We start from the raw sequence: 22486 nt of genomic DNA on the forward strand, positions 1-22486 counted from the left end.
TTATCAATGCAACTTTATTAATGACTGTTAAAAGCTTAACTGTCGGCTGTATCGCTTCAAAGTAGTAAGTGCAAGCTAGCGTCATAAAGGTTACCTACCCTTTTTTTACTAGGTTTTTACTAGCTTTTTACTAGCCATAGTTTTACTTGGGTGGATACCAGACAATATCTTTTACCTGTATTTGTTTTGGCAGCAATTTATTTTTATAAAAAGTATCCGCTTCTTGCTGCTGCGCTTGAATGATGTCATCGGTGATATAGTTGACACCATAATTTCTTGATTTCACCGAGGCTAATGCCACATCAGGTTTTAGATTGGTGACTTTTTGGATCATTTTGCTAAAAGCTACCGGGTCAGCGGTAATGGCTTTATCCGCTTCATCAATGGCTTTGACAATGTCTTTAACCACATCGGGATGTTTTTGAGCAAAATCCGTTGATGCCAAATAAAACGATGTATTATTGGGCTTAAGACCTGTAGCGTCGGTCAAAACTCGCGCTTTTAGCTCAATTTTAGCACTCGATAGATAAGGCTCCCAAACGGTCCAAGCATCTAGTTTCCCTGATTCAAAGGCAGCACGGGCATCAGATGGCTGTAAATACTTGACATCTATGTCAGCAAAGCTCAAGTTGTCACGTTCCAATGCTTTTAGTAACGTATAGTTGGCACTAGAGCCTTTAGTCACCGCCACAGATTTACCTTTTAATTCAGCCACTGACTTTAAGGTTGAACTCGCGGGGACAATGACGGCTTCAGACTGTGGTGAAGGATTTTCATAGGCAACATACACCAGATTACTACCCGCGGCTTGGGCAAAAATGGGTGGCGTGTCCCCTGTGGTGCCAAAGTCAATATTGTTGGTATTTAGCGCTTCTAGCATCGGTGGTCCCGATTGAAACTGCACCCAATTGACTTTGATGCCGGATTTTTCGAGCGACTTTTCAAGCAGCTTACTTTCACGCAAATACACCAACGCCCCTGAACTTTGTAATCCGATACGCACTTCTTCAAGTGGTTTTGAATCACCGCTCTTACTGTCATTGGTCTTTGCTTCATTGGTGTTTGCCGCATTGGCAGATTTGGTGGTATTTTGCTGGCAACCTGCTAATAGCAAGCTAATACTAAACCCCGAAATAAGTAGAGCAGAAACTTTTTTCATTACAATACCTTATGCAATATTTAGGACAATTTGTCCTTATCCTCAAAATTTTTCATTTTTTTCGAGATGAAATGCTATAAAGCGCTATCAAACATCATCGAATGGCGCTATTATTCCACAGAATAATAACAAAGCTTAATAATTATAATTGATAAGAATATAGAAGAATTTGCTAACCGCTTTAATTTATTGTTTATTGATAGCGGAAGGGTGTGTGGACAGATAAATGCTATTCTGCGTAGAGAAAAACATAGGGCGCAATCGCTACAGCCAGTGCTGGACCGTTCATTTATTCGGGGTAATAATAGCGGACAAACATTCCTAGATTGTTGTTCGTGTATTTGTAAAATGCGTTATTCTCTTAGTCATGCCGTGAAATAGCTTGCCATAGGATATCAAACAAAGGATCAAAGTCAGCCGTCATCGGTTTGGCAGCGTGTCTTAACACGTGCATCAGCCCCAATCGGGTGATAAACCCCATAAACACATCTAATAAGGTTTTAAGCGAGACATTTTGATTAAGCTCCCCACGCTGCTGCCCATCCGACAACACTTGCAAAAAAGCTTCCATCAAATCCTTGTTTTCATAAATGGCAATATGTTGATAGTGGGAGACAGGAATCGCTGTAGAAAAAAACAATACCGCATCAGGATTGTGGTCAACAAAATCAAACATCACCCATAGCGTCTTACGCAGCCGGTCTTTGACACTATCAATACCGCTCAAATGGTCAATCATTCGAGCGGCTAGGCGACTAAGCACTCGATCTAAAATCACATAAATCAGCGTGTTTTTATCGCCAAAATATTTATACAAGGTCTGCAGTGACACGTTCGCGTGTTTTGCAATTGACTGCATAGTCACACTATCCGCAGCGACCTCACTCTCATCACTGGCATACAGTGTAATCACACTTTTTTCGATTTTATCTAAGGTTGCAGGTCGTATCTGCGCAAGTAAGGTTAAATCACCCATTGTATTACTAGGACGTCCAAGCGTCATTGGCTTTTTCAACGCAGTCATAACATTCTCTATTTAGATATTTAAAAAATAGTAATATAGGTTACCATATCTGCAGACAATATTGTTCTCATTTTTTATCTTTGTTATGATGGCGGCATCATTTGGCTATTTAATCATAATCTTAGGGTTTTTATTTAGTATTACATTGGTAATATAAATTACCTTTATAATATAATTTAAGGATAAATAACTATAAATAGCCGAGCAATTTTTTAAGGTAGTAATTAATATTACTATTATAACGGTTTAATTAATCTCTCAATAACGAACGAGGAATCAAGGATGATCAACCATTTTGAATCAAGCTGGATGAACGAAGAAGTCGCCATGCTAGAAGAGACTGCCAAGAAGTTTTTTCAAACTTGGATCGATAAAGACATCGAGTGGCGAAAAAACGGCATGATGGATAAAGAAGCATGGCTTGAAGCAGGCTCGATGGGCTTTTTATGTGCATCGATGCCTGAAGAGTATGGCGGTGCCGGTGGCGACTTTCGTCATGAAGCGGCATTGATTTATGCCCAAGCCGATGCGGCCTTGAGCGGATTTGGTGGCTTTTTGCATTCAGGTATTGTGGCACCTTATATCTTGCATCATGGCAGTGAACAGCAAAAACAGCGTTGGTTACCAAAAATGGCAACGGGCGAATTGGTTGGTGCGATTGCGATGACCGAGCCAGGGACGGGGTCAGATTTGCAAGCTATCAAAACCTATGCCGTTAAAGACGGTGATGACTACATTTTAAATGGTTCTAAAACTTTTATCACCAATGGCCAGTTAGCCAACCTAATTATCGTCGCTTGTAAAACCGACCGCGAAAAAGGCGCTCAAGGGGTATCTCTCTTGGTGTTAGAAACCGATGGTTTAGCAGGCTTTGAGCGGGGTCGCAACTTAGAGAAAATCGGTTTATCGTCACAAGATACCTCAGAGTTGTTCTTCAATAATGTGCGTGTCCCACAGAAAAACTTATTGGGCAGTGTGGAGGGCATGGGTTTTATTCAGTTGATGCAAGAGTTGCCACAAGAACGCTTAATCATTGCTTTGGCGGCGGCGGGGGCGATTAAGAAATCGATTGAGCTTACCATCGAATATACCAAAGAACGCCACGCCTTTAACAAGCCTGTGTGGTCATTTCAAAATACCCGATTTAAACTTGCCGAATGTAATGCGGACTACCTTGCCGTCAGGGCGATGTGTGATGCGGCACTCGAGGCCCATCTTAACAAAAAACTGACCGTACAACATGCCGCTCTATTAAAAGCCTTTACCACGGATAAACAAGCCAAAGTCACGGATGAATGTTTACAGCTATTTGGTGGCTATGGTTATATGCTGGAGTATCCGATTGCCCGATTATATGCTGATGCCCGAGTGCAAAAAATCTATGGCGGTACCAATGAAATCATGAAAGAGTTGGCGTCTCGTTTTATGTAACTCATCGTTTTTTATGGCTAAGCCACTTTTTAGCTAGCCTAGATATTAGTATCAGCTATTAGTATCAGCTATTAGGATTAGCCATTAGCAATTGACAAATTTTAATCATGATTAAGGAAAATCAAATGAGTAATACCGCTTATATTTATGATGCTATCCGCACGCCGCGTGGCAAAGGCAAATCCGATGGCAGCTTGCACCAAGTCGCTCCAATTTGGTTAATCAGAGAACTGCTGACAAATTTACAGTCGCGCAATCAGTTGGACACACAGTTGGTGGATGATGTGGTACTAGGTTGTGTCACCCCTGTTGGTGAGCAAGGCTCGGATATCGCCCGAATTGCGGTAATTGATGCCGGTTGGGCAGAATCGGTGGCAGGCGTTACCCTATCACGGTTTTGTGCATCAGGGTTAGAGTCGATTAATTTAGCCGCAAGCAAAATCATGTCGGGCATGGAAGATATGGTGGTGGCAGGTGGCGTGGAGTCTATGAGCCGTGTCAAAATGGGGTTAGACGGCGGTGCTTGGTACATGGACCCACGCGTCAATACCGCCACCGGCTTTGCCCCACAAGGCATCGGCGCTGATACGATTGCGACGTTAGAAGGCTTTAGTCGCAGTGATGTTGATGCATATGCCACCGAGTCTCATCGCAGAGCCCAGCAGGCTTCTGAGCAAGGGTATTTTGCTAAATCAATTATTCCTGTTAAAGATATCAATGGTCTGATGATTTTAGACCATGACGAAACCATTCGCGCTGATACCAGCGTTGAACGCTTGGCAGAATTAAAGCCCTCGTTTGCCATGCCAGGAAAAATGGGCTTTGATAAAGTGGTCTTAGATAAATATGCCACGATTGAAAAAATTAACCATGTGCACCATGCCGGTAACTCATCAGGTATCGTTGACGGGGCCGCGTTATGTCTGCTTGGTAGTCAATCAGCGGGACAAGCGGCGAATTTAAAACCCCGTGCCAAAGTCACGATGGCGGCAGTGGTGGGGTCAGAACCGACGATTATGCTAACAGGTCCGACACTGGCCGCAAGAAAAGCCTTAGCCCGGGCGAATATGCAGGTGTCTGATATTGACCTATGGGAAATTAACGAAGCGTTTGCAGCGGTGCCAATGAAAACGGCAAAAGATTTAGGGCTTAATATGGATATCGTGAATGTCAACGGTGGTGCGATTGCTATGGGACATCCATTAGGGGCAACAGGAGCAATTTTGATTAACACTTTGTTAGATGAATTGGAGCGCCGTGATTTGACCACTGGACTTGCGACCTTATGTGTCGGTGGCGGTATGGGTATTGCCACGATTATTGAACGTGTTTAAGTCGCCTATTTAATTGAATTAAAAAACTGAAGAAAAAAGGATGTTTCTATGACCAGTCTTACCAGCCAAGCGGCGAATCAATTGGCCAATTTTTCTGCCACTGACGACGATAATATTGTCATTTTGACCATTCAACAATCTCGCAAAATGAATGTGCTTGATGAGCATTTTAGTGATGATTTAGAAAAAATCGCTCAAAGTTTTATTCAAGACAAAGACAGCAAAGGGCTTATCATCACCAGCGATAAAGATAGCTTTATCGTCGGTGCCGATATCGACCAATTTGCCAATATCCAATCCCCCAAGCAAGCTTTTGATTTTGTGGAACATTTCAAAAAGGTGTTACGCAGCCTTGAAACCTGCGGTAAACCTGTCGTCGCTGCATTAACCGGCACTGCCTTAGGTGGCGGGCTTGAAGTAGCGTTGGGCTGTCATTATCGCATTGCCGTTGACCAACCGAATGCCAAATATGGCCTGCCTGAAGTCAAATTGGGCTTATTACCTGGGGGCGGTGGTACGCAGCGTTTAATGCGTCTTGTCGGTATGCAAAAAGCGTTAGAGTTGATGACCCAAGGCACTAAGCTTACCACCCAAGCCGCTCATCAGCTTGGCATTATCGATGCGGTAGTTACTGATAAAACATCACTGATTGAACAAGCCAAACAGTGGATTCATGAGCATCCAACCGCTCAGCAGCCTTGGGATGCCAAAGGCTTTAAAATCCCTCAAGGTAACGCCTTAACCCCGCAAAATGCCCAAATGCTGAGCATTGCCCCTGCGATGGCAAATCAAAAATCGCATGGCAACTACCCTGCCATTACCCACATTTTATCATGTGTGTTTGAAGGTAGCTTAGTGGATATCGATACAGCGCTGGCGCTTGAATCCCGCTATTTTGTCGCCTGTGCCATGTCACAAGTGTCAAAAAATATGATTGGCACGCTTTGGCACCAACTCAACAGCATCAACAAGGGCCAATCTCGTCCAAAATCTATCCCGCCATACCAAACCAAAAAAGTCGGTGTGTTGGGCGCAGGGATGATGGGTGCAGGTATTGCCTATGTCTCTGCTAAGGCAGGCATTGACGTGGTATTGCTCGATACCACGATTGAAAATGCGGATAAAGGCAAAACGTATTCAGAAAACTTGCTGGATAAAGCGATTGCCAAAGGCAGAAGCAATGATAGCAAAAAACAATCCTTACTGGATAAAATTCAAACCACCACGGATTATGCAGATTTAGCGGATTGTGACTTGGTGATTGAAGCGGTGTTTGAAGACCGTGATATTAAAGCCAAGTGTACCCAGCAAACAGAAGCAGTCACCGCTAGCGATGCGATTTTTGCGTCAAATACCTCAACCTTGCCAATTACCGGTTTAGCCAAAGCGAGTGGCCGTCCTAAGCAATTTATCGGCTTACACTTTTTCTCACCTGTCGATAAAATGCCGCTTGTGGAAATCATTATGGGCGAGCAAACCGATGAAACTACGTTAGCCAAAGCCTTTGACTATGTATTACAAATTGGCAAAACGCCGATTGTGGTCAATGATAGCCGTGGTTTTTATACGTCTCGTGTGTTTGCCACCTATATCACCGAAGGCTCTGCTATGCTCTCTGAGGGCGTCCATCCCCGATTGATTGAGGTAGCTGGTATCAAATCAGGTATGCCTGTCGGACCGTTGGCACTGCAAGACGAGGTGTCTTTAGGTCTGATGCTGCATATTAATGAGCAAACCAAAAAAGACTTACAAAAAGAAGGCAAAGAAATGCCGCATCACCCCGCCGATAGCGTGGTCGAGCTGATGGGCAAAACCCACGGGCGTTTGGGTAAAAAATTCGGCAAAGGGTTTTATGACTACCCAGAGGGAGGTGAAAAACAACTGTGGCCCGGGCTATCAAACTTATTCCCTGTCGCAGACAAGCAGCCTACTCAGCAAGAGCTTATTGACCGTTTTATGTTTATCCAAGCCAATGAAACCGCCCGTTGTTATGAAGAAAACGTGATTAATTCAATCGCAGATGCCAATATCGGCTCTATCTTTGGCTGGGGATTTGCCCCGCATCATGGGGGTACCTTGCAGTTTATTAATGCCTATGGCGTTGATAATTTTGTCGCACGCAGTCAACAACTTGCCGAGCGTTATGGTGAGCGCTTTGCCCCTGCCCAAGTTTTAGTAGCTATGGCAAAGGCGCATAAGGAGTTTGTTAATGAATGACGCCATAGCTGCACTGGGTATAGCTGACTGCTTAACAGGGCTAAAAGTTATTGACTTATCACGCAACTTGCCGGGTCCATTTGCCACAAGACTGCTCGCTGATTTGGGGGCAGATGTGATCAAGTATGAACCCAAGTCAGGTGACCCTGCCCGGGCGTTAGGCAATTTATTTGATGCTTTAAATCATGGTAAAGCTTGTCACAAAATGGACTTTAAAAACCCCGATGACATTGCTAAGCTTAAAAGCGACATTGCCACTGCTGATGTGATGATTGATAGTTTCCGCCCCAACGTATTAGAGGGCATGGGACTTTCGCCACAGGCACTGCTTGCGGACAACCCAAAGCTGGTGATTGTTTCCATCACTGGCTATGGTACGACGCCCAACTGGGCGGATAAAGCCGGACACGATATCAACTTTATGGCAATGAGTGGCGTACTTGACCAACTCAAAACCGCATCGGGTGAACAAGCCATGCCCAATGTGCAATTTGCCGACTTGGCTGGCGGGAGTGACACAGCGGTCATCGCTTTATTAGCGGCCGTTGTCAATGCCAAGCTAACTGGCAAAGGTCGCCATATCATCATCAGCATGACCCATAGTTTATACAACCATTTGGTGATGCCAAAAGCGACGGGGAAATTTGTCAAAGCATTCACCCAGGTAACACCGACGCCTGAGCAGGATTTTTTAGGCGGCGTGCTGCCATGTTACCGGCTATATCAGACACAAGACGGTCGTTATATGGCAGTCGGCTCGCTTGAGCTAAAGTTTTGGCAAGGCTTGTGTCAAGCGTTAGATGTTAATGAACATGCGGCTAGCCATTGGCAAATGGGCGTACTGCCTACTCATCCGCAGAGCCAAGCCGCTGCCAAGGCTATTGCCCAAAAATTTGCCTCGCAGCCACTTAGCCACTGGCAGCACTACTTTACCCAATTTGATGTGTGCGTGACGCCTATTTTAACCTTGGCAGAAGCCGCCTGTCATGAACTATTTGCTAATCAAGATGAGTATGGTAATGTTAAGCCTTGGTGTGATAATGATTGCAACTAGGCTATTCATTGGCGTCACTATCAACTCAAGGCACAGTAATTGATAGCAATCAAAAAGCGCGGCAATACGCGCACCCTAATAGGCCCATGAAAAAAACCTTTCAAGGGCCTATTAGCCTATTTTCTAAGGACAGAAAAAGGATAACAACATGGAAAATTTTTGGACAAAATTTTATGACCCTGCCACCGCCGCACACATTCCCGCTTTAACAGATCAATCGTTAATAGAATTTTTTGATGATCGTTTAACGGCCTTTGCCTCACGAGAATTCACTAGCAATATGGAGCGAGCGATCAGCTACAAAGAAGTGGATAACGTCGCACGCCTTGTCAGCCGCTGGCTACAATCCCAATCCTTGGGCCCAAATGCCAGTGTCGCTATCATGCTGCCTAACGTACAAGCGTATTTACCGGTCATGATAGGTGCGATTCGCTCAGGGTATGTTTTGACGCCGATTAATCCGCTACATACAGCTCGTGAATTAGAGTTTCAGTTGATTGATGCCAATACCGAAGTTATTTTTATTTTAGAAAATTTTGCTCACACTTTACAAAAAATCATTGATAAAACCCCAGTGAAAAAAGTCGTGATTATCCGTTTAGGGGACTTGTTAGGATTAAAGGGTAAAATAGTCGATATCGCTGTAAAATATGTCAAGAAAATGGTAGAGCCTTACCAAATTGACCAAAAGTATCAGCCATTACGATTGGGTCAAGTGATGAAAATCGCTAAATCCATGCCTTACCAACAGCCATCCAAATCACTTGATGATGTTGCCTTTATCCAATACACCGGCGGCACCACTGGCAGACCCAAAGGCATCTTGCTGACCCATCGAAATATTTTGACAGCAGTTGAACAATACTATCAGTGGTTTTTGCCGGTACTCAACCAACAAAAAAATGTCGAACAAGTATTCCATAGTATCCTAGCGTTGCCGCTATATCATATCTTTGCGTTTATCTTTTCCATGTTAGGCATGAAATCTGGCATGCGCATGACCTTGGTGACCAACCCTAAAGACATTGCCAGTTTTATCAAAATATTATCTGCTAAGCCGTTTCACATTCTTCCTGGGGTTAATACCTTGTTTCAGGCATTAGTTAACCACCCCGATTTTAAAAGTGTCGATACCCGTCAACTAAAATTATCAATCGCGGGCGGTATGGCAGCCACCCCCGCCACGGCCAAGGCTTGGCTTGAGCTTACAGGCTGCCCCTTAATAGAAGGATGGGGCATGTCCGAAACTATCGGTGCAGGCACGTGTAACCCCCTCACCAATCATGAGTACACTGGCGATATTGGCCTACCTTTACCGAGTATCGATATCAAAATCTGTGATGATGTGGGCAATGAAGTGGCGTTAGGCGAAGTAGGTGAAATCTGTATCAAAGGTGATAATGTGACTATAGGTTATCATAACATTGACAACACCGATTATTTCTTACCTGAAGGCCATTTAAAGACAGGCGACATTGGGATGATGATGCAAAACGGGCATATCAAATTAATGGATCGCAAAAAAGATATGCTGATTGTCAGTGGCTTTAATGTCTATCCAACCGAAATTGAAGCGGTGCTGTTAAATCACCCGAAAGTCCAAGAATGTGCCGTGATTGGCGTTGAAGATGCGCTTCAAGGGCAATCGGTTAAAGCCTATATTGTCAAATCAGATGACAGTTTGACGATAGATGAGCTTAAAGCCTTTAGTCATGAGCAATTAACCGGGTATAAACGACCACGTCAATATACGTTTATTGAGCAATTACCCAAAACCGCGGTTGGCAAAATTCAAAAAACTGAACTGCGGTTACTTGAGAAAAATAGTAAATAATGGTGTCAGCCCAGGGAATGGTCGGATGTTTACCTTTCCACCCTCGAAAAACCACGTAAACCCTTGATATCACTGCAATAAAAAAGCCCCAATCAATCGACTGGGGCTTTTGGAATATGGTAGGCATAATCTGACTCGAACAGACGAAAACCTTTAAGTTAAATTACCCTAAATTGCATGTTAGCAAAATCCATTAGATATAGGACTTACGCAAAAGCATAAATTTTTGCGTAAGTCCTAATATACAAGTTATGGTTTAAATCAATACGATAGTTTATTGCTGAAATGAGAAAGCCGTTAATGGGGAGTCTCAGTAACGGCTTACAAGTTCAATAAAAACAGATGTTTTGACTAAATTGTCGGCTCAATCTTTTCCCCATCTTCTTTGATAAAGGTTTTGGTTAAGGGCGTATCAATCAAATCTAGTACAACTTCGGAAGGACGGCACAGCTTAACGCCTTTATCACTCACAACGATTGGACGATTGATTAGAAGTGGGTCAGCTAACATAGCTTGAATAAGGTCATCATCAGTCAAACTAAGGTTATCTAGTTTACGTTCAGCGTAAGGCGGCACATTTACACGCAGTAATTGTCTTGGGGTAATACCCATTTTGGTAATTAAATCACGCAGGGTTGTTTCATCAGGTGGGTTATCCAAATAATAAATAACAGAGGGCTCAATGCCTTGATGTTTGATAAGAGCAAGCGTGTTGCGTGATGTGCCACAGTTAGGGTTGTGGTAAATTGTGATATTTTGCATACTTGTTCCTTTTGAAGTTTTAAAATTATTGAATTATTGGCAACCAAATTGCCAATGCAACCAATGTAGCCACCAATACAGGCAAGGTTAAAATAATACCGACTTTAATATAATAACCCCAACTCACCGTAATATTTTTACTGGCTAAAACGTGCAACCATAATAAGGTAGCGAGTGAGCCAATCGGGGTAATTTTCGTGCCTAAATCACAGCCTATTACATTGGCATAAATCATGGCTTGCTTTATCATGGGGTCATGGATAATCGCCTCATCGATCGCTAAAGCTTGAATTAGCACCGTTGGCATATTATTCATTACAGATGAAAGCCCTGCCGATAATAACCCTGTTCCTACTGTAGCTGTCATCATGCCATGATTAGCGAGTTGGCTTAACTCATGAGCTAAATAATCGGTCAGCCCTGCATTTTTTAAACCATACACCACCAAATACATGCCCAATGAAAATATCACCACTTGCCACGGGGCATTTTTGACAATCGGTAGCACCGTTATTTTTTTACCCATTTTCGCTACCACAAGCAACACCAAAGCGCCCACCCCTGCAATGAAACTAATGGGTACACCTATAGGCTCAAGCACAAAAAAACCCAACAAAAGTAACGCCAACACCACCCAACCCATGATAAAGGTATTTTTATCCACGATAGCTGATTGTGAGCTTTCGATTAAATCCAACGCATAAACCGTAGGAATGTCTTTATGATAAAACCCATACAATACCAATAATGAGGTGACAACCGCTACCACGTTTACTGGTATCATCACTTTGGCATAATCGGTAAAAGGGATTTTAAAAAAGTCAGCCGACACAATATTTACCAAATTAGACACCACGAGCGGAATACTGGCGGTATCAGCGATAAACCCTGCTGTCATAATAAAAGCAAGGGTAGTCGCAGGGGAAAAGCGTAACGTGGTTAAAATCGCAATCACAATGGGTGTTAATATCAAAGCCACACCATCATTGGCAAACAATGCCGATACCACCGCCCCAAGTAGCACAATAAACGCAAACAGCCGATTACCGCTACCTTTTGCTAATCTTGCAACGTGCAAGGCGATATAGCGGAAAAAGCCTGCTTCATCAAGTAACAGACTAATAATGATAATAGCAATAAAGGCAAAGGTAGCGTTCCAAACAATATTCCACACTACAGGAATATCGGCAACCGTTATTACCCCTAATAGCAAAGCTATCCCAGCCCCGATACTGGCAGTCCAACCGATACCCAAGCCTTTAGGTTGCCATATTACAAATATCAAAGTCACTAGAAAAATGAGTAATGCGGTAATCATTGACTGCCTATAGAAACCTGTTAAAATTGAGCTATACTATAATCTATATATTTGGATATGTAAATATATGAATAAAACAGACTTTCTCAAGGCGTTAAGCGACCCCACCAGATTAAAAATTGTGCAACTACTTAATCAGAAGCAAGCGTTATGCGTGTGTGACATCATCAGCGAGTTAGACCAACCACAGCCAACTATCTCACGGCATTTAAACCAATTAAAGCAAATCGGTATTTTAAAAAGTGAGCGTAAAGGCACTTGGATTTGGTATTCGATTAGTAAAGAGTTACCAAATTGGGGCAAAGCGGTAATTGGTGCATTGGAATTAAATTAACGGCGTTTCCTCGCTTAATTCAAAATACCTTTCTATCGGTGTTTTTCCCTTCAAAGCTGAATGTGGTCTTAGCCAATTAAGGCTATGTCTGAGCTGTTTTATTTTAGGGGAGAGTTACAGTCGGAAAAATCCAAAATAATAAAGCCTTGATCATCTTGATACGAGACCCCTTGTAGCCAGTTATATTCAGAACGCAACGTGGTAAAGTTGTTGTGGTTAGGCTTGATAACAGTGAGTTTGTCCGCTTCATTGGTCGCTTGAATGGTTTTATCAAGGTATAGGGTAAATTTGAGTTTTCTGTCGCCAAGTATTTTGGCGGTATCTTTTAAGGCTCGATAGGCATAGATTTCATTGACACGATTGGCGTTGGCAAATTCTTTGGCACTAATCAATACTCGTCTGCCGCCAGACTGCAAACGATGTAGTTTATTAACCGCCAGTGTTATCAAGTCATGCTCGGCTTCGGTCAAGTCGAAACCCGCTTCAATCAGCGTATTGGGTTTGATAATCATTACTTTATCAGCACCTTGATTGTAAAAACTTTGCATAGTCATGGGCTACTTGCTATCAATTGGCTCAAATTATTGTGAGCTTGATTATAGAAGTGAGCATGATGATGGGTAAAATCGTAATCTATGTTAATCTATGTCAGTTACAAAAGTTAATCAAAATTCATTCGTTTCAATGATTTAGAAGTTATTTTTCATTATTTATTTCGAATCGCTTTTAATGTGCGTTAAACTGCTAGCTTCACCCATCTGTACATTTATATTCACCTATCTGAACATCTTGATTCACCTATCTGTACATTTATATTCACCAGTCTGTACACATATCTGCGTGCAAAGCCGCTACCATTGCGGAATACAGAGCCTCTATAATTTAATAATATAGATAATACTAATACTAATGTTTAATGAAATTTAGAGTGATAAGATTATTTTGATAAAGTTTAATTTCTATCATAAAAACAAATTTACATGAGACATTCGATATCAAGCACAATTACTTATTTTTTAACTACACCAAACCCTTCATCATATAGCCACTGTATCTCATTTTTATCATTATATAGACTTAGTGAAATTTGACAGCCTTGTTCAATATCAATATCATAAAATTCGCATTGTTCCACCATTTGACTAGGCGACAAATACAGCCACGCTTGTGGCTTAGCGGGTTGTAAAATAGGTTTGGTAAAATCACCGCTATAATCTTGCCATTCTTGTTGTTGCTTTTTAAATACTGGATTAAACGCATTCACATATTTTTCTATGGCCAACTCGCCTTCCTTGATAGAGTTGGGACTTATTCGATACAAGGCTTGATACTGTCTATCTCGTAACGGGGTGAATTTTTGATACAGTTGCTCGGTCATTAGACAGCTATCCACTTGGGCATTTGAAAAAAGCTCATCGCCTTCATCATAAAAATATCGCTCACAAAACCCTTGTATCTCGCTATCATCAAATTGGGCAAATAGACAGTTATCTTTATCAAAACGCAGTCTAGCATCTATTATGAGTTGATTATTTTGCCAGGGTAACAACTTTGCCAAATCATGGGTTGGGTAAACATTGGCATTGTTATAACCTTCATAACCTGGGTATTTAAAGGCAATGATTTTTTTTTCTTTAGATTTCTTTTGTTGCATGTATTTGCAATGCCGATAGTTAAATTGGGGGATGATAATATTTGGCTCATGAATCGTTTCTCGGCGGTGACGATTAACTCGCCCTGCGGTCTGTACAATAGACTGAACGCTTGATGCGTCAATAACTGCCCAGTCAAAGTCATGGTCACGCCCCACTTCTTCGACAGGCGTGGCAATCACGATAAAGGGTACATCGTTTTGTTGGCTGTGGTTCATAAGTTCGATAATTTCGCTATCTTGCTCGATGGTTTCATTGCCTGTTTTACGTTTTTTGCCATCTTTATGACGACTTAGTAAAGTGTCTAAGCGTTGTTCTTTATAAAAACGATTGATTCGCCAATCATTGGCATGATAGCAAGCGATATGGGCGTGTTGCCAATGATTGGCAAAATAATGAGCAAGGCTAATAGCATGGTGAATATTTGCTACCCGAATCAAGCCAAAGGATAGGCATTTTTCCCCATTTTGCCATTGCCAAGCGTGTCTATCATGCAAGATTTGGGCAGATTCAAGTACCGCTTGTTGCCAATCGCTAATCGTTGCCTTTGGCATGGGTTTGAGTTCGGCTAGGCGAAAACTCGTCTTTTTGGCTAAAGCAAGCTGTAATTCATTGAGGTGTGTTTGGTAAATATCTTTAAAGTTTTTATCGTCAGCTTGGGTGTCGTTATCTTGCGTTAGCGTTTGTTGCCAAATTTTGGGCGGGTTTTTGCTATCAATTTCATTATCGACAATGGCAATATTAAATGCTTGTTTGTCATTGTTTAGCAAGGCTTGTCGCATGGCAATGCCTGATTCAAAGGCACGATGCACGCTAATCGCCAAGGTTTTGGACAAAGTTGCCGATGAGCAAATCACGTGGCGACCGTACATGGCGGAAAGTTGCACCAGTCGCAATACCGCCATCAAGGCTTGCGGGTCGTAGCCGTCAATTTCATCGAGTATCAAATCACTACTCATAAGCCGTAGCAAGGCTTTGACATGATGCCCTTGTTTGTGTGGCTCGCCCGCTGCTATCAGATAATCAATGGTTGAAACGAGCAAAGGCGATGCCAATAACGTTTTGCCATCATTGTCACTTATAACGCCCTTTTTGGTGGTTTTCTCAAACAATGGGTTAAGCCACGCAGGGATATCATAATCTTCTCCTTTGGCATCAAATATCGGCTCTGGGGGATTTTCATCTTCGTCAATTCCTTGGTTATTTTTGGCTTTTTCAAATAGTTCTTGGGTAATATTGTCGCCGATGACGACGGCTAATTCATCATCGGATAGATTCATGGATTTTTTGAGAGCGTCACCTGTCTGTAAAGTCAAAGAACGCAAATTTAACGCAATACAAATACGTGGGTCATTGGGTCGCAAGGTACAAGCGGTGCGTAGATTCATTCGAGTCTTACCGCTCCCTGTACCTGCGATATTAAAAACAAGCGTAGGTACATCGGGGTGTTTATCGGCGAATTTTTGTAAGGCATTGCCAGCAACATTTTGCCACTTAAAATAAGCGTTTTGGGTGGGTGTTTTGATATATTCGACTGTTTGCTCGCACAGTCCAGACAGATTTAAGTCCGTCATCATTTTGCAGGCGATAACACTGGCTCGCTCGCCCACGCTACGTAAATGCCATTCTAGCGGTTGGTTATGTTGTTTTTTGCCATCGATAAAGCAGGTATTGGCAAACAGTTGCGTGGGAGTTGGAGTGGCAGGTTGCACCATGTCCAGATAATTGACCGCAGAAATGGTATGGTCAGCGTGAATCAAGGCGTTACGAGCGTGTAAACAGAGGGCTTTATAATAAGTTAGACTGGCATTGGTGGGCAATAATTTGGCAAGTCGTGCCATGCGTTTTTGATAGCTGTCAAAAATACTTTGTGGTAACTCGCCTGCACAAGTGAGTTGTTCGGTACGGGGTAATTCTTGACGAACGTGTTTAGAATGGTTTGGCGTAGCTTTAAAGATATTTTTCATTCCTTCAGCAACACCTAATAAACCATGATGCGTTATTATTAGATAATCAACTGCTTCAATAGTAGTTGAAACCCCTTTTTTAACCTTAGTTAAGTCGCCTAGCGTAAAAGTATTACGGTTTTTATCTTTGGCAACTTGTTGCCAAGCGTCTTGCCAATCAAAGTTATTATGCCGTAGTTGTTGCAATAGCTTGACGGATAGCCATTCATGGCGGATATCATCAGCGATGATTTTATTGGCTTGATTAGGCGACAGTTTGTTTTGAAAATGTTGCGATGCTTTGCCGATATCATGCATATCGCCTGCCGCTCCTGCCAATAGACTTGCTGCTCTGACCCAGTCGTCGATTTGTCGCTTGGTATAAGGCTTGCCAGTTGAAGCGACAGGGTATGCCCCTTCGCTATTAAACCGATGCTTTGCTCCCACGACCCACGCCAGCTTCATGCGTCGCATACCGTAATTGATGTAAGCGGCGACAGCGGTTTGGCGAGTGATGCCTTTTTGTTTTAGGGCTTTGCGGACTTCGGTTAGACCTTCCATGGTCATGGGGGCTTGCCATGTGCTTTGTCCTGTGCGGATGGCGTAGCTGTCGAGTACGGCTCGGGTTTTTTTCAGGGCTTTTTTTTCGCAAGCAGAGATAAAAATGACGTGCATTTCATTTTTTCCAAATTAATTTTTCTGTTTTTATAAGCTTATCATTTTCACTTAATATAAAACTAAATTCTATAATGAATATTAACAATACGACATCGTGTGTCTTTTATCTACTTTTGCCTGCTTTTTATTTGGGCAATACTATGCTAAAACTAGATAGAATTAAATAAAAAAGGAGAAATGAATGTCAGATGCTTCCACAATTCCCATCGACCAGTATCGGCAAACTCTTGCTGAATCGGTGCATTTTAGTAATAAAACCATCAATTCCAATATCGAAAAAGGCGGTATTCGCTTGGCAAAATCACAAGCCTTGGATTTGCCCTATATCAGTGCGAGAACATTACTTGCTGACGATATCACCATTCCCACCGATTACCAAGCCAATGCAGGTAAGACCGCTACGATTTTTAAAGCCATCAAATCAGCGATGTTAGATGAAGATTTATCAGAGCAAGATGATGATTTTAAAACTGTGGTAAATACGATTCAGCCTGATATTGTCAGCTTGTTTGACACGCCTTATCAAGCGGGACTTGAGCATATTAACATTCGGATGCGTCAGTTATTATTGCCAAAAGGTGACGATTACCTTTCAATTAGTCCCATTAGCTCAGCAGGGGTGAATCATTGGTTAAATGATGAAGTTGATGATATCAAAGAAGCTCGTAAAACCGACAATGATTTACACAGTATTACCACCGCTGTATTTGGTATTGGTGGGGCAAATCCGCAAAATGTGGGTAGCCTAGTACGAGCCATGCAACGCCCAATTTATCTAACTGCCCCAACTGCCGATGATACGATACGTCAAGCCTTTAGCCTGTATTACAAAGGCTTAGACTACTATATCCCCAATAAATTGCCGAAAGACAAACTTGTTCAGCCCGCATTACTTGCTTGGGCAGATTTGGTGAATCAAGGTATTGCTACTACAGAACAAGATTTAAATAACCAAGACTGGAAAAACAAAGGCATTGAAGCCACTAGTACCAATATGGATAGCCGTGAAGCCGAGCAACAATTTTTGACCCATATCTTACGCATCGTATTGGCTCAAGGGCGAGAAGCTAAAAACAGCCTTGAACAAGTGGCTGATAGATTGCCCAATATCACTAAAATAAGCGATGAAACGTATGACGAAAATACAGGTGAAATGGTTAGTAAAGAAATGGTTGCTTTAACACCATTACAACACCCAAGCGTCGATTTAGCCATTCAAGGACTGATTGACACACAGCTACGAGATGAAGGTTGGATGACTGTGTTTGCCGAGCATTTGGCAAAAAGTATCGTCCGTCAATCCTACGAAGTCGAAGGACAAAGCAACCCTGTCGCCTTTGTACTCGAAGATAGCATCATACCATTCTTGGCTCGCCGAATTCGTGGCTTGCTGTATGACTTACAGGAGTTGGCATCATGAGTTTTTTAGCGGTCATTCCGCATATTCAAGTGCAAGGGGCAAATCTGCAGACCAGCGGGATTTTGCTCGGTGGCGTACCTTTGATGGCATCCACTATGTTCGCTCATGCGTTGGCTCGCAAATTGGGCGTGAAGGACACAGGCGTGATTTATATTCACCATGACAGGCAAGATTTGGGTGGCTTTGCCTATGGACGCTTTACCCCTGCCCAACGCCGTGGCTCTGCGTTTATCAATAAAAACGATTATTCATCAAAAAATCCCAATGCCTTATCGTTACAACCAACGGCAAGCTGTCATTTGCATCTTAGTTTGGTGATACGATTTGATTGTGTTATTGATTCAGACGTGTTAATTGAATTATTAAACAATCAACGATTTGCAGGCGGTCAAATTATTGAAATTGGTAAAGTTGAAATTTTTGAAGAAAAAGATTTATCAAAAATTTTTTCCAAAAATATTAAGACAGGCTTTGTGGTGCTAGACCGTCAGGATGTGTTATTAGCGTACCAACAATCGCAAAATCTCAATCGTTTGCAAGCCTTTACACGGCTATTGGCACTCACCAAAGACGGCTTAAATCATGCTTTTGGTGAACATCATGGCTTAAGTTTTTTGTCAGCGACTAATCTAGGTTATGCGTTGCTTGAAGACCCAAAAACCGATAGAACAGGTGTACGACAAGCGTATACCCTTGAACAAGCTGTAATACCTACACCTCACGCCTATGCCGAACCCTTGATTGGCTTAGTGCAATATGTGTCAATTCGGCAACTGCTGAATGTTGCTAACGCTCAAAATTCTGATAACTTGGATTTATATGAAGAAGAGCAAAAACCGCAACAGCCCCCAAACCTGATTACCGAGCCGTTACGTCAATTATCTGACAACCCACAAGAGTTATTTTGGCAGTACCAATGGCAAACCCATGACGGTGGCGATGTGTTTTTATTGCGACAATCTATTTAACCTTACTTTTGAAACTAAACTTTTACCTAACCAATGTTAAAAAACAAACAGGAGTTCTATTATGGCAACTTTCAAAAAATTACCCGCAAGCCTAGCCCTACAACGTGGTACTGTTATCAGCGACGGGGCATTTTTTCATCTGATAGATGGCAAAACTGAATCATTAAAAGTCATGTATCATGGCATTCGTGGTACACAAAATGTGGCAGGCAATAAAAGCAAAGGGTCAGCATCGGGCGAATCAGTTGCTCGTGAAGTCAGTAATATTCAACAAACCGAATCTGCCAAATTATTACCCAATGCCAAATTATTGGTGACGTGGGATTTTCGTTTGATTGACTTGGCGGATATTTTGTTTGCCAGTGCGACTAAAGCAGGGGCAGATAAAAGCGATGAACAAGCATTTCGCAAGGCATTTCAAGGTTTTGTGGCTCGTGCCAAAGACAGCGATGGGCTAAAAACGGTGGTCGGTCGTTATGTGCGTAATGTTGTGAACGGTCGCTGGTTATGGCGTAATCGCTTGGTGGCAGAAAGCATTGTAATTACGGTAACACCCAGTCAAAATTCGGAAAAATCTTATACCTTTAAGGCGTTAGACTACAATTTAAACAGTTTTGACAATCCTAGTGCGGATGAGCAGGCATTAGCCGAGATTTTATTAACAGGGGCAAAAGGCGACGCAACCAATGCAGGGCTACATATCGAAGCGGTAGTTGATTTTGGCATGGGTGGTGTGGAAGTATTCCCTTCACAAAATTATCTAGAAGATAAACCCAAAGGCTTTTCTCGTTCGCTGTATCAACTTAACCCTGTTCGCCCGCAACGTGGGGCAGACAACAACCAATTTTTGGGGCAAGCGGCATTACGTGACCAAAAAATCGGTAATGCGATTCGTACCATTGATACGTGGTATCCCAATGCCGAAGAATACAACCATAAACCGATTGCGGTAGAGCCAAATGGGGCAAATCTTGAGCATCAATTTTTTTATCGTGTGGGTAAAGAAAAAATGTCAGCGTTTGATATTTTAAAAGAGATTGATGACTTAGACCCCAACAGCGAAAAAGGGATGTTTTTGATTGCCTGTCTGATTCGTGGTGGCGTATATTCTGAGGGAGATTAAGATGTCATTTGAGTTTTATGTGGATGTACGTGTGATTGAATCGGCAGATACGGTCGATTTATCACTACCGACCATTCGCAATCAGATTTATGCGGTATTGCATGGCACGTTTCGAGCGTTGGCATTGGTGGATAAATCACCATATGCCATAGCATTGGTCGCTTCCCCAAAGCTTAAAGCAAAGCAAGCGGATTTTGAAAAAAAATATGGCAAGTCGCCCCGTTTTGATTTTGATATTTTTCGGGTATTTTCGGATAGTAGCGAGGCATTACAGCGATTGGTAGATAGTATTAGCCAACATTGGAAAGTGCGGGATTATAGTGTGGTCGGTACGCCAACGCCTGTACCAACAGCCAAAATCACAGGCTGGCAAAGTTATCGTCGTTTTCGCATTCCTACGGCAAAAATGGAACGTACTCAACTGTCTGACAATAATGTGCCATTACGAGAACGTCGTCTAGCCACTGCCAAAGACTTGCCGTATCTTAAAGTTGCCAGTAAAAGCACAGGACAAGTTTTTACCTTAACCATCGATATTGTACCGATGGAAAATGCAGGTGACGGCGTGCCAGATGGCTATGGTTTGGCTCGTGCCAGTCAGCCGTTTGCTTTGCCGATATTCTAATTTAAAAAAGCAGTAGGCTTTTATGCTTACTGCTTTTTCATTTATCAAAGAGAAAAACATGAGCCAAACTCATAATAGTCATTTACGTAAGCAACGTAGCCGTCCGCTGATGTTGTCCAAGCGGGCGTGTGTGTTTTATCTTGAGCGAGTTCGAGTCATTTTAAAAGATGACCGTATCGTGTATCTGACCGAAAGTATGCAACCGATTGAACATTTTTATAATATTCCCGAAAAAAATACCGCTTTTTTATTACTGGGTAAAGGTAGTTCGATTACCGATGCCGCCGCTAGACGTTTGGCAGAATCAAATGTAATGGTCGGTTTTTGTGGTTCAGGCGGTTCACCATTATTTAGTGCATTAGATTTGACCTTTCTAGCCCCACAAAGTGAGTATCGTCCTACCGAATATATGCAAATTTGGATGAAAGCATGGCTTGATGATACGACACGGCTGTTGATGGCAAAGGTGCTATTACAAGAACGTATTGAAATTGTCAAAAAATACTGGCAAAAAAATCCACTACTGACATCATATGGTATTCGCCTAGATGAATCGGCGGTAGTTAATTTTTCACAAGCGATAGAATCGGCAATGAACCAAGAGCAGTTATTGACTGCCGAAGGTCGCTGGGCAAAGGTATTATATAAAAGCTTGGCGGAAGGCTGTGGCTTTAAATTTACCCGCGAGGAAGGCAAAAATGCCAATGATGATATCGCCGATATCGCCAATAGCTACCTTGACCACGGGAATTATATCGCTTATGGCTATGCGGCAGTTGCATTACATGGGTTAGGTATTAGCTTTGCTCTACCGATGCTACATGGTAAAACCCGCCGTGGTGGTTTGGTGTTTGATGTAGCAGATTTGGTCAAAGATGCGATGGTGATGCCACAAGCATTTATTTCGGCAAAACTGGGGCATAATCAAAAAGAGTTTCGGATGCAACTTATCGAGATTTGCCAAGACCAAGATGTGTTGGATTATATGTTTGGCTTCGTTGTAGACACTTGCCAAAAAATTAAATAAAATCAGCTGCTTATAAAAAGCACTTTAAAACGAAGTGTCTTGACTGAATTAAAACGTATATAATTGATATCTGGGGATTTTGTCAGAAAATTCTCCAGTTCGCCATCGCATAGATGGTTTAGAAACAACCCCCTACCGAACAAGCTAGACCGTGATTGTTCGCCATCGCATAGATGGTTTAGAAATTATTCACCAACAACGAACAAGGCTTTGCCTTGTTCGCCATCGCATAGATGGTTTAGAAATGTAATTTTATTGTAAATAAATAAAGTAATCAGTTCGCCATCGCATAGATGGTTTAGAAAGTGATGAATCGTTTTATGATGGCGACCAATTTGTTCGCCATCGCATAGATGGTTTAGAAATTTAAGCTGTTTGGCTTCATCCCGCACAATCAGTTCGCCATCGCATAGATGGTTTAGAAAAGCACGCGAAAGGCGTTTTTGCGAAATATCGCGTTCGCCATCGCATAGATGGTTTAGAAAATTGGTGGATATAGTATCCAAAATAGCGGTCAGTTCGCCATCGCATAGATGGTTTAGAAAATCAGCTGGGGCGGTACTCGATGCCCTGCCAAGTT

The 22486-nt window shown here is 42.4% G+C and carries 17 protein-coding genes and 1 CRISPR repeat array (1 of these 18 cut by a window edge); of the genes, 11 read left to right on the plus strand and 6 right to left on the minus strand.

From position 1 onward, the window contains the following. Nucleotides 1–142 precede the first annotated feature (142 nt). Both RTN07_RS05720 and RTN07_RS05725 read right to left on the minus strand, forming a co-directional pair. Complete coding sequence (locus RTN07_RS05720; RefSeq protein WP_312176489.1) at nucleotides 143–1159, minus strand: aliphatic sulfonate ABC transporter substrate-binding protein; 1017 nt, start codon at nucleotides 1157–1159, stop codon at nucleotides 143–145. Nucleotides 1160–1520: 361 nt separating this feature from the next. Then, a complete protein-coding gene (locus RTN07_RS05725) occupies nucleotides 1521–2183 on the minus strand; it encodes a TetR/AcrR family transcriptional regulator (RefSeq protein ID WP_312176491.1) in 663 nt (220 codons plus the stop codon). A 282-nt stretch (nucleotides 2184–2465) separates the two neighbouring features. Here RTN07_RS05725 and RTN07_RS05730 point away from each other — a divergent pair, with 282 nt between their 5' ends. From RTN07_RS05730 to RTN07_RS05750, 5 genes are all read left to right on the plus strand, one after another. Continuing rightward, a complete protein-coding gene (locus tag RTN07_RS05730) occupies nucleotides 2466–3614 on the plus strand; it encodes an acyl-CoA dehydrogenase family protein (protein ID WP_312176494.1) in 1149 nt (382 codons plus the stop codon). A gap of 125 nt (nucleotides 3615–3739) precedes the next feature. Beyond that, nucleotides 3740–4948 carry an acetyl-CoA C-acetyltransferase gene (locus tag RTN07_RS05735; protein ID WP_007117086.1) on the plus strand — a complete coding sequence of 403 codons (1209 nt, stop codon included), beginning with the start codon at nucleotides 3740–3742 and terminating at the stop codon, nucleotides 4946–4948. A gap of 48 nt (nucleotides 4949–4996) precedes the next feature. Continuing rightward, nucleotides 4997–7165 carry a 3-hydroxyacyl-CoA dehydrogenase NAD-binding domain-containing protein gene (locus tag RTN07_RS05740; protein ID WP_312176497.1) on the plus strand — a complete coding sequence of 723 codons (2169 nt, stop codon included), beginning with the start codon at nucleotides 4997–4999 and terminating at the stop codon, nucleotides 7163–7165. Beyond that, nucleotides 7158–8219 carry a CaiB/BaiF CoA transferase family protein gene (locus tag RTN07_RS05745; protein WP_312176499.1) on the plus strand — a complete coding sequence of 354 codons (1062 nt, stop codon included), beginning with the start codon at nucleotides 7158–7160 and terminating at the stop codon, nucleotides 8217–8219. The genes RTN07_RS05740 and RTN07_RS05745 overlap by 8 nt, the downstream gene beginning before the upstream one ends. Nucleotides 8220–8367: 148 nt before the next feature. Next, nucleotides 8368–10053: an AMP-binding protein gene (locus RTN07_RS05750; RefSeq protein WP_076775682.1), complete on the plus strand. Its 1686-nt coding sequence runs from the start codon at nucleotides 8368–8370 to the stop codon at nucleotides 10051–10053. Between the two features lie 351 nt (nucleotides 10054–10404). Here the strand turns inward: RTN07_RS05750 and arsC are convergent, their stop codons facing one another. Together arsC and RTN07_RS05760 are read right to left on the minus strand one after the other, a co-directional pair. Beyond that, the gene (arsC, locus tag RTN07_RS05755; protein ID WP_201665676.1) at nucleotides 10405–10815 is read right to left on the minus strand and encodes an arsenate reductase (glutaredoxin); all 411 of its coding nucleotides are present in this window, start codon (nucleotides 10813–10815) and stop codon (nucleotides 10405–10407) included. Nucleotides 10816–10840: 25 nt separating this feature from the next. Further along, nucleotides 10841–12133, minus strand: coding sequence for an arsenic transporter (locus RTN07_RS05760; RefSeq protein WP_312176504.1), 1293 nt, complete (start codon nucleotides 12131–12133; stop codon nucleotides 10841–10843). A 67-nt stretch (nucleotides 12134–12200) separates the two neighbouring features. Here RTN07_RS05760 and RTN07_RS05765 point away from each other — a divergent pair, with 67 nt between their 5' ends. Then, a complete protein-coding gene (locus RTN07_RS05765) occupies nucleotides 12201–12467 on the plus strand; it encodes an ArsR/SmtB family transcription factor (protein ID WP_312176506.1) in 267 nt (88 codons plus the stop codon). 98 nt (nucleotides 12468–12565) lie between these two features. Here RTN07_RS05765 and RTN07_RS05775 read toward each other — a convergent pair whose 3' ends face one another. After that, complete coding sequence (locus RTN07_RS05775; RefSeq protein WP_076775676.1) at nucleotides 12566–13021, minus strand: replication initiation protein; 456 nt, start codon at nucleotides 13019–13021, stop codon at nucleotides 12566–12568. A 455-nt stretch (nucleotides 13022–13476) separates the two neighbouring features. After that, on the minus strand, nucleotides 13477–16740 hold the full coding sequence (gene cas3f, locus RTN07_RS05780) for a type I-F CRISPR-associated helicase Cas3f (protein ID WP_312176509.1): 3264 nt from the start codon (nucleotides 16738–16740) through the stop codon (nucleotides 13477–13479). Between the two features lie 184 nt (nucleotides 16741–16924). On the opposite strand from cas3f, the gene RTN07_RS05785 reads away from it, so the two are divergent. The 5 genes from RTN07_RS05785 (at nucleotide 16925) to cas1f (ending at nucleotide 21906) form a co-directional block, all read left to right on the plus strand. After that, nucleotides 16925–18163 carry a hypothetical protein gene (locus tag RTN07_RS05785; RefSeq protein WP_312176512.1) on the plus strand — a complete coding sequence of 413 codons (1239 nt, stop codon included), beginning with the start codon at nucleotides 16925–16927 and terminating at the stop codon, nucleotides 18161–18163. After that, nucleotides 18160–19131, plus strand: coding sequence for a type I-F CRISPR-associated protein Csy2 (csy2, locus tag RTN07_RS05790; protein ID WP_159772051.1), 972 nt, complete (start codon nucleotides 18160–18162; stop codon nucleotides 19129–19131). Before RTN07_RS05785 ends, csy2 begins: the two co-directional genes overlap by 4 nt. Before the next feature lie 61 nt (nucleotides 19132–19192). Beyond that, the gene (gene csy3, locus RTN07_RS05795; protein ID WP_007117097.1) at nucleotides 19193–20254 is read left to right on the plus strand and encodes a type I-F CRISPR-associated protein Csy3; all 1062 of its coding nucleotides are present in this window, start codon (nucleotides 19193–19195) and stop codon (nucleotides 20252–20254) included. A gap of 1 nt (nucleotide 20255) precedes the next feature. After that, the gene (locus RTN07_RS05800) at nucleotides 20256–20879 is read left to right on the plus strand and encodes a type I-F CRISPR-associated endoribonuclease Cas6/Csy4 (protein WP_007117098.1); all 624 of its coding nucleotides are present in this window, start codon (nucleotides 20256–20258) and stop codon (nucleotides 20877–20879) included. A gap of 58 nt (nucleotides 20880–20937) precedes the next feature. Beyond that, a complete protein-coding gene (gene cas1f, locus RTN07_RS05805; RefSeq protein WP_050324603.1) occupies nucleotides 20938–21906 on the plus strand; it encodes a type I-F CRISPR-associated endonuclease Cas1f in 969 nt (322 codons plus the stop codon). Nucleotides 21907–22003: 97 nt separating this feature from the next. Next, a CRISPR array of direct repeats spans nucleotides 22004–22486; the repeat unit is 28 nt; unit sequence GTTCGCCATCGCATAGATGGTTTAGAAA; it runs 4766 nt beyond the window's last position.

Source organism: Moraxella sp. CTOTU46934, from assembly GCF_031979465.1.
In the GTDB taxonomy this organism is placed as follows: domain Bacteria; phylum Pseudomonadota; class Gammaproteobacteria; order Pseudomonadales; family Moraxellaceae; genus Faucicola; species Faucicola tetraodonis.